Consider the following 1,528-nt stretch of genomic DNA (forward strand, 5'->3'; position numbering starts at 1 on the left):
AAGTCAGTTACATATATCTGCGGCAAGGCGACGTTGACGTGGTTTGAAGAGATTTTCGAAGAGTATTATTTTTAAAAAATCTCTCCAGAAACTAGTTGCTAAATAGGGTAAAAATTGATAAAATAAGGAATGTCTAAAAAATTTTAAGGAGAATCTAGCAAATGGATTTCACATGGGCACTAAAGTATGCCACTGAATTTTTGGGAACTGCCATTTTGATCATTCTTGGGAATGGTGCAGTTGCCAACGTTGAACTTAAAGGTACGAAAGGTCACCAAAGTGGCTGGATCGTCATCGCTGTTGGTTATGGTATGGGGGTTATGATCCCAGCCTTGATGTTTGGTAACGTATCTGGGAACCACATCAACCCTGCTTTCACTCTAGGACTTGCAGTTAGCGGTCTTTTCCCTTGGGCACAAGTGGTACCTTACATTATCGCGCAAGTCTTGGGGGCTATCTTTGGTCAAGCCTTGGTTGTGGCAACACACCGCCCATTCTACTTGAAAACTGAAAACTCAAATAACATCTTGGGAACTTTCTCAACTATTTCAAGTATTGACCATGGTACAAAAGAAAGTCGCTATGCAGCAACTGTTAATGGTTTTGTAAACGAGTTTGTTGGTTCATTTGTTTTGTTCTTTGCAGCTCTTGGTTTGACTAAAAACTTCTTTGGTGCTGAAGTGCTTCAATACATGAAACAAATGGCAACACAAGCAGGACAAACAGTTGATTTTTCTGACTTGGCTATTAAAGCACAGGTGGCTCCACACACTGCTTCAGGACTTTCTGTGGCTCACTTGGCACTTGGATTCCTCGTTATGGCTTTGGTAACATCACTTGGTGGACCTACAGGACCTGCCTTGAACCCAGCTCGTGACTTGGGACCACGTCTCCTTCATGCTTTCCTTCCAAAATCAGTTCTTGGTGAGCATAAAGGCGATTCAAAATGGTGGTATTCTTGGGTACCAGTAGTAGCACCTATCGCAGCAGCAATTGCGGCAGTAGCTGTATTCAAATTCCTTTATCTCTAAGAAATAGCTCCTTTAACATTTGAGTGAGCACCATCTATAAGTAAGAGAGGATCAGATTGGTTCTCTCTTTTTGATTTTTTAGGGAAATGAAAGAAAATCGAAACACACTCCTCTCCAGCAGTGGTTTAGAAGTCTCAGTGGGCTATTCAGCTTTAATGGGCTATAGTAGCTTGCAGTTGAAATAATAGATCCTTGTTTCTAAAACATTGTGAGAAATTGGTTTGAATTCCCCAATCAAATTGTGCAGTTTTCATTCTACTATATATTATGTTATCGGAGATGGGTTCCCTATCTTGTAAATCTGCTTTATAGTGGGTTGAAGTTGGAATAGTTCGCCCTTCTTTATCAAACATTGTGAGGAATTGATTTGCCTTCCTCAACAAAATGTTCAGTTTTTATTTCATTTTACTATAAAATAAGCGATTAGGGGGCTATTTTCGACCGACGTCCTTATCGTTTTATCTGCAATCTTATACTCAATGAAAATCAAAGAGTAA

The 1,528-nt window shown here is 39.9% G+C and carries 1 protein-coding gene; it reads left to right on the plus strand.

Translation table 11 applies throughout. From position 1 onward, the window contains the following. Positions 1-161: 161 nt before the first annotated feature. A complete protein-coding gene (gla, locus tag HT697_RS05055; protein ID WP_112444212.1) occupies positions 162-1,031 on the plus strand; it encodes an aquaglyceroporin Gla in 870 nt (289 codons plus the stop codon). Positions 1,032-1,528: the final 497 nt, after the last annotated feature.

The sequence above is a fragment of the Streptococcus sp. 1621 genome (genome assembly GCF_013276615.1).
In the GTDB taxonomy this organism is placed as follows: domain Bacteria; phylum Bacillota; class Bacilli; order Lactobacillales; family Streptococcaceae; genus Streptococcus.